Source organism: Micromonospora sp. S-DT3-3-22 (genome assembly GCF_015354745.1).
Lineage (GTDB): Bacteria > Actinomycetota > Actinomycetes > Mycobacteriales > Micromonosporaceae > Micromonospora > Micromonospora wenchangensis.
The window spans coordinates 1-7,443 of record NZ_JACGMO010000202.1 but is presented as its reverse complement, the minus strand read 5'-3'; the positions used below and the strand labels follow the sequence as shown (position 1 = coordinate 7,443).

The window sequence follows — 7,443 nt, the reverse complement described above, 5'->3', positions numbered from 1 at the left end:
CGGTCGGCCCGGCGGCGGCGACGGTCTCGCCGGTCGTGCCTGCGGCGGTGTCGGTGGACCCGCCGGTGGTCACCGTGCCCGGTTCGCCCCCGACCACCTCGCCGGCCCGGCGACGACGCCGGCTGCGGGGGGTACGGGTGCCTTCCTCGGCGGCCGTGACGGGTGCGCCGGTGGCGTCCGGCGCGTCGGAGTCGGGGCGACCCCGACGCCGCTCACCGCGTCCGCTGCCCCGACCGCTGCTCTCGCCGCGTCCCCGGCCCTCGCCGCGCCGGCCGCCCCGGCCACCGCTCTCGCCCCGGCGGGACCGCCCGCCGAGGTCCTCCTCGACCTCGGCGGAGAGCCCGGCGCGGGTCCGCTCGGCGGTCGGCAGGGTGCCGGTCATCTCGGGTGAGATGTCCAGGTCGGTGTAGAGGTGCGGGGAGGTGTGGTAGGTCTCCAGCGGCTCGGGCATGTCGAGGCCCAGCGTCTTGTCGATGATCCGCCACCGGGGCATGTCGTCCCAGTCGACGAAGGTGACCGCGACCCCGGTCGCCCCGGCCCGGCCGGTACGACCGATCCGGTGGGTGTAGGTGTCCTGGTCCTCGGGGCAGTCGTAGTTGATGACGTGGGTGACGCCGCTGACGTCGATGCCCCGGGCGGCCACGTCGGTGGCGACCAGGGTGTCGATCTTGCCGGCCCGGAACGCCCGCAGCGCCCGTTCCCGCGCGCCCTGGCCCAGGTCGCCGTGCACGGCGGCCACCGCGAAGCCCCGGAAGTCGAGGTCCTCGGCGACCCGGTCGGCGGCCCGCTTGGTACGGGTGAAGATCATGGTCAGCCCGCGCCCCTCGGCCTGGAGGATCCGCGCCACGATCTCGATCTTGTTCATCGAGTGGGTGCGGTACGCCAGCTGCTGGGTCTGCGGGGACGGCCCGGTCTCGGCGGTGTGCCCGGCGTGGATCGTCACCGGCCGGCGCAGGAACCGCCGGGAGAGGGTGACGATCGGGTCCGGCATGGTCGCCGAGAAGAGCATGGTCTGCCGGTCCTCCGGCAGCATCGCCAGGATCTTCTCGACGTCGTCGAGGAAGCCCAGGTCGAGCATCCGGTCGGCCTCGTCGAGCACCAGCGCGCGGACCCGGTCCAGCCGCAGGTGCTTCTGCTTTTGCAGGTCCATCAGCCGACCCGGGGTGCCGACCAGGATCTCCACGCCCTTGCGCAGCGCGTCGATCTGCGGCTCGTACGCCACGCCGCCGTAGATCGGCAGCACCCGGACGCCCCGGGTACGGCCGGCGGCGGCGAGGTCCTTGGCGACCTGGATGCCCAGCTCACGGGTGGGTACGACGACCAGCGCCTGCGGCACGCCGTCGCTGCCCTCGGCCGGGGCGAAGACCCGCTCCAGCAGCGGGACGCCGAAGCCGAGGGTCTTGCCGGTGCCGGTGGGGGCCTGGCCGATCAGGTCGGTGCCGCGCAGGGCGATCGGCAGCGCGTACTCCTGGATCGCGAAGGCGCGGGTGATGCCCGCCGCGGCCAGGGCCTCGACGGTCTCGGGCCGCGCGCCGAGCGCGGCGAACGTGGGGGCCTCCGGGCGGACCGGGGCGGTGGGGGCCAGTTCCTGGCCCTCCAGTTGGTCGAGAATCTGTTCGCTCATCTGGATCTGGGGGTGCCCTCTCGTGGTGCGCCCCGTGGTGTCCTCAGGGCGCGGTCGGTATGGCGTGGGCCACGCGATCGACGGCGGAGAATCGCCGTGTCAGACCGGGCCGCACGCGCGCCGTGGGCAGGACTTCGATCAGATCGGCGCCCACGGCAACTACCTCATCCTACCCGAGCGGGTGGGTACACGCCCCTGACCTGGATGGCCGGCTTTTCGGCAGGGGTGAAAAATGTGACCCGCGTCACCGGGTCGCCCTGCGGCGGGTGCTGCCCGCCGCAGGGTCGGACCGGTTCAGCGAACGGTGAAACCGACCGCGCGGGCGGACGCCTCGGCGATCTCGACGTAGGCGACCTTGGTGACCGGCACGATGACCCGTCGACCCTTCTCGTCGGTCAGGGAGAGCGTCCCCTCCGCCTTGGCGAAGGCGTCGGTCACGATCTGCTCGATCTCGGCCGGCGACTGCGCGCTCTCCAGAACCAGCTCGCGCGGCGCGTACTGCACGCCGATCTTGACCTCCACTGTGCCTCCTCAGGTGGGCGAGATAGCCGCCGATCGGAAGGCTATCCGATCTCGGGGCCGGATGTTCAGGCCGACTCACCCTGGAGCGGGAAGCTCGCGATGCCCCGCCAGGACAGCGCCGCGACCAGCGCCTCCGCCTCGGCCTTCGGCACCTGCCGACCGCCGGCCAGCCAGAACTGGGCGGCCGTCTCGGCCGCGCCGACCAGGCCGGAGGCGAGCAGCTCGGCGTGCGCCCGGCTGACCCCGGTGTCCGAGATGATGGTGTCGGTTATCGCCGCGATGCAGCCCTGTTCCACCCGCTCGACCCGCTGCCGGACGGCCGGGTCGTTGCGCAGGTCGGATTCGAAGACGAGCCGGAACGCCTCGCTCTCGTGGTCGACGAAGTCGAAGTACGCGCGCACCGACGCGCCCACCCGCTCCTTGTTGTCGTTGGTGCCGCGCATCGCGTCGTGCACCTTGGCGACGATGGCGTCACAGTGCGTGTCGAGCAGCGCCAGGTACAGATCCATCTTTCCCGGGAAGTGCTGGTACAGCACCGGCTTGGAAACCCCGGCCCGCTCGGCGATGTCGTCCATGGCGGCGGCGTGGTACCCCTGCGCCACGAACACCTCCTGAGCCGCCGCGAGTAGCTGCTTACGGCGTGCTGAACGGGGCAGCCGGGTGGGCCGGCCGGCAGTCTGCGCACCGTTCCCCACAGCGGTCATGGGAACCTCCGAGTTTCGTCATTCCAGCCGGCACTTTTACCCCGTACCGGTCAGGGCACTCACCCCGGCCCCGGAATTGGCCCGCCGCTGTAACTTATCGCCACTGTCACCACACGGTAGCCTCAGCGGGGGCGACCAAGGAGCGCGCGGTGAGTGAATCAGGGCAACCCGGTGCCGCCACCCCGGGAGAGCACGGCGACGGGACGGGTCAGCAGGACGACCTGGCCCGCTCCGCCAGTGGGTGGGCACCAGCGACCGGGTGGTCCGGCGGCGTCGACGCCCCGGGTTACCGGGAGGCCGGGTCGCCGTGGAACCGGCCCGACCCCGCCGGCGGCTGGGGCGGCCAGCCGTCACGGCACGGTGATCTACCTGCGCCGTTCGCCACCCCGTCGGCCGACGAGGAAACCCCCCGCAACGGTCGGGCCCACCGCAATGGTCACGACTCGGCACCGGATTTCCCGGCCCCGCTGCGTCGCCCGGTGAGCGCCCCGCCCGGCGGGCCGGGCCACCCCGTCGCCGACCCCCGGGTCACCGACGGTGACCGACTGGTCGTGCCGGCCCCCCGGCCGGCGTCCCCGGCCGGGCCGCAGCACGACCCGGAGGCCGCCCGGCATTCCTCGGACGACCCCGCCACGCCCCGGTCGGCCCACTGGCCCACGGGCGACCTGCCCACCTCGGCCCCACCCGCGGTGCAGGTCCCCCCGGTGGGCACCGCCGCCTCCGGCTTCGAGGTTCCCCCCGGCTTCCACGCCCCCGAGCGGGGCGGGGCCGGTTCCTCCCCGGACGACCCCCGCGACCGCTTCTCCGGGCCGGACGGGTCACACGGGACCGACCGCCCCGAGCCCACCACCGACACCGGGCCGCCCGGGACGGACCCCCGGGGCGCCGGCGAGCCGTCGCCCGGCGAGCGCCGGGCGACCGCCGGGCCGGACGAGCCGGACTGGTCCGGACCGAGCTGGAACCGCCCGAGCTGGGGCGGGACCTGGGCACCCTCCTGGTCACGGGACGAGGAACCACCCGTCGGCCGACGGGCCCGTGCCGAACGCGCGGCGGAGTGGTCGGCCGAGGCCGCCCGCCCGTACGAGCCGGTGCGTGCCGAGCCGGCCCGGCCGTACCAGCCGGTGCGTGCCGAGCCCGCCCGCCCGTACGAGCCGGTGCGCTCGGAGGTGCCCCGCCCGTACGAGCTGACCCGGACCGAACCGGCCACCCCACCGGCCCTGCCGGAGCCCACCGTCGAGCGGTCCGGGCGGGAACGGCCGGCCGCCGAGCGGGTCGCCCCGGGTCGCCCCGGCGTCGACCACCCCGAACGCGCCTGGTCCGGGCGCACCGGGGAACACCCCGTACCGGACTGGGACGAGCGCGCCGACCGGCCGGAGCGGCACGAGCCCACCGACCGCTCCGAGCGGGACCGGCCCGGTCCGGGCTGGTCCGAGCGGAGCGCCCGCCCGGAGCGGGACTGGTCCGACCCCGCCGGGCGGGACTGGGCCGACCGGTCCGAGCGGGACTGGTCCGACCCGGCCGGGCGGAACTGGTCCGGTCCCGGCGAGCGGGACCGGTCGCCCGCCGAGCCGCCACGGCTGCACCCGGTCGAGCCGGTCGAGCCGCCACGGCTGCACCCGGCCGACCGGCCCGACTGGTCGACGGGGAGACCCGCCGAGGTGCCCCCGGCCCCCCGGGAGGTGCCGGCCGGCCCGCCGCCCCTGCCCCGGGACGAGCCCGCCGTCCGGGACGAGCCGGGCGTCGTGCCGCCCCCGACCCGCGACGAGTCCACCGTCCTGCGGGACGAGCGGGCCGCCACGCTGCCGGCCGCCGTCCGTGCCGACCAGCCGTTCCGGCTCCCGCGCGACGAACCGTCGCCCCGCCCGGCGACCTCCCCGCCCGGCCGCGCCGACCAGCCGTTCCGACTCCGGTCGGTGCCGACCGAGCCGGCCGCCCCCACCGACCTGCCCGGCCACCCGCCGGAGCCCCTTCCCACCGCCGGTGCCCCCGCCACGAGCGGGCCACGCCGCCTGGACCAGATCCCCTCCGCGCCCGCCCCGACGAGCGCACCCCCCTACGCGGCCCGCCGATCCGCGCCCGACCCGCTGACCACGACCGAGCAGGTGGTGGACGGACGGAGACCGGACCGGGGCACGGCGGTGCTGCCGCAGCGCGTCCCCGCCGAACCGGACGTGCCCGTCGTGCCGGAGCCGCCAGCCGTGGAGCCCCCCGCCGAGACCCCGGAACTCGCCCGGATCGCCACCCACCTGCGACGCGACGACGAGCCCGCGCCGCTGCGCGAACGCCCCGAGGGCTTCGACGTCAACGCGATCCTGGACGCCGTACGTGAGGTGGCCGGGGTTCGCGACGCGGCGCTGCGGCGTACCCCGGCCGGGGCGCACAGCCTGCGGCTCGACCTGTCCGACGGGGCCGACCCGGCGGAGGTGAGCCGGCTGGTGGCCCGCCTGCTCCAGGAGCGGATGGGTCTCGCCGCCGCACCGCAGAGCCTGTCCGGTGAGCCGAGCGCCGCGGTGCCACCGCCGATGCGCCGCCGTACCGGTGAACCCCGCGTCGTCGAGCCGTCCGCCGGGGTGCCGACCCCGGCGGGGGAGCGGCCGGCCGGTGACCCGGCCCGGTCGGCGGAGCCACCGACCGTCCGGCCGGGTGCGGAGCGACCGGCCACCGGGGTGCGCGCCGACGCGGCGACCGGTGGCCCGGCGCGCGACGCCGAGGACCCGCCGGCCGAGCAGTCACCGACGGCGTCCGGGGTGCCCCGGCGACGCCGGCAGTCGACCCCGCACCGGGGTCGGGCCAGCGTGGAGGAGACCCTCCCGGGTGCGCTGCCGCCCACCGGCAGCCCGGCGACGCTCAACGCGTCGTACTCGGGCGGGCAGATGACCACGACGGAGACCGCGCCCTCGCGACCGCTGGACACCGGCGGCGTGCCGGGGCCCCGGGTGGTCATCGACCACGTCCAGGTGAGCACCTTCGGCCTGGACGCCAACGTGGAGGTACGCCTGCTCACCGCCGGTGAGCCGGCCGCCGGGCACGCCACCGGGCCGGCCGTGGACGGGTACGTCCTGCGGCTGTGCGCGGTGGCCGCCGCCGCGGCGGTCGACGAGTTGCTGCGGCACGCCGAGCGCACCGCCGAACGGGGGCGGTGTTTCGTCGAGCACGCCGCCGTGGTGCCGTTCGGCAACTGCGAGGTGGCGACCGTGGTCGTGCTGCTGGTCTGCGACGGCTGGGTGGAGCAGTTGGCCGGGTCGGCGCTGGTCTCCGGGGACCCGCGCCAGGCGGTGGTGCGGGCGACCCTGGCGGCGGTCAACCGTCGCCTCGAAGCGCTGCTCGCCTGACCGGCCACATTGTCGGCACGGGGCCGGAACGGGAACACTTGCCGGTATGAAGCGCGCCGCCCTCTGGCCCGAGGAGCACCTGCCCCCGCACCGGCTGCCCCCGCCCTGGCCCGGCCGGCCGGTACGCCTCGACGGCACGGTCACCTACGTCCGGGACACCCCGGCCACCGGCCCGGACGCGGAACCGGCGCTGTACGTGCACGGGCTGGGTGGTTCGTCGCAGAACTGGACGGACCTCGCCGGCCTGCTCGCCGACCGGCTCGACGGGCAGGCGATCGACCTGCCCGGTTTCGGGCGTAGCGAGCCGGGGCTGCGGTACACGATCCCGGCCTTCGCCGACCGGGTGGTGCGCTGGATCGAGCACTCCGGCCGGGGCCCGGTGCACCTGTTCGGCAACTCGCTGGGCGGCGCCGTCTCGGTGTACGTCGCCGGTCGCCGGCCGGATCTGGTGCGTACCCTGACGCTGATCTCCCCGGCGCTGCCGTTCCTGAACTTCGGCCGCTCGTTGCAGGGACGGATGCTGCCGCTGCTGGCCATTCCGCGCGGGGAGCGGCTGGCCGCCTGGCGGCTCGCCCAGCTCGCCCCGGAGGTGATGGCCCGGCAGGCGATGGAGGCGTGCGTGGCCGACCTGAGCCGGATCAGCGAGCAGCGCCGGCAGGAGGCGTTGGAGGAGATCCGGGTCCGCTACGAGGCGCCCCACTACGCCGCCGCGTACGTGCGTACGTTCCGGGGGCTGGTCGCCAGTTTCCTGCGGTCGTACCTGCCGGGGCCGGAGTCCCTGTGGCGGATCGCCGCCGGCATCGGGGCGCCCACGCTGGTGGTCGGGGGGATGAAGGACCGGCTGGTGGACGTGCGGGTGGCCCCGCAGACGGCCCGGGTCATCCCGGACAGCCGGCTGATGATGCTGGCCGACGTCGGGCACGTGGCCCAGTTGGAGGTGCCGCGTACGGTGGCCCGCGCCGTGTTGCACCTGCTCGCCGAGTCGACGTCGGGCCCGTCGCCGCGGCGTCCCGTGGCCCTGCCGGGTGATGACGCGCCGGGGTTCGGTGGTGACGGAAGGTCGCAGTCCGGCATGGCATCCTGACCCGGATGTCTGCGCTCCCCTCCCGTGGCCCACGTCCGATCCGGCTCCTGCGGCCCGCGCCCGGCACCGGCCGGTGGCGTCCGACGGCGCTGGTGGCCCTGCTGCTGGTGGTGACCTCCGGCGGGCTGGCCGTCGCCACCCCGCCGCCGGTTGCCGGCCGGCTGGTCGCCGGCCCGG

General features: G+C 75.9%; 5 protein-coding genes. 2 read left to right on the top strand and 3 right to left on the bottom strand.

Annotated elements, in window-relative coordinates; translation table 11 throughout:
- From H1A17_RS32780 to H1A17_RS32770, 3 genes are all read right to left on the bottom strand, one after another.
- Positions 1-1,624, bottom strand: a 1,624-nt coding sequence (locus H1A17_RS32780) for a DEAD/DEAH box helicase (RefSeq protein WP_228544695.1), incomplete at its 3' end; no start/stop codon positions are given.
- A 294-nt stretch (positions 1,625-1,918) separates the two neighbouring features.
- On the bottom strand, positions 1,919-2,146 hold the full coding sequence (locus H1A17_RS32775; protein WP_088644741.1) for a DUF3107 domain-containing protein: 228 nt from the start codon (positions 2,144-2,146) through the stop codon (positions 1,919-1,921).
- Between the two features lie 65 nt (positions 2,147-2,211).
- Complete coding sequence (locus tag H1A17_RS32770) at positions 2,212-2,850, bottom strand: TetR/AcrR family transcriptional regulator (protein ID WP_091242199.1); 639 nt, start codon at positions 2,848-2,850, stop codon at positions 2,212-2,214.
- 149 nt (positions 2,851-2,999) lie between these two features.
- On the opposite strand from H1A17_RS32770, the gene H1A17_RS32765 reads away from it, so the two are divergent.
- Both H1A17_RS32765 and H1A17_RS32760 read left to right on the top strand, forming a co-directional pair.
- Complete coding sequence (locus H1A17_RS32765; RefSeq protein WP_375372850.1) at positions 3,000-6,182, top strand: hypothetical protein; 3,183 nt, start codon at positions 3,000-3,002, stop codon at positions 6,180-6,182.
- Positions 6,183-6,228: 46 nt separating this feature from the next.
- Positions 6,229-7,266, top strand: a complete 1,038-nt coding sequence (locus H1A17_RS32760; RefSeq protein WP_145921794.1) for an alpha/beta fold hydrolase — start codon at positions 6,229-6,231, stop codon at positions 7,264-7,266.
- The last annotated feature ends 177 nt before the right edge of the window (positions 7,267-7,443 follow it).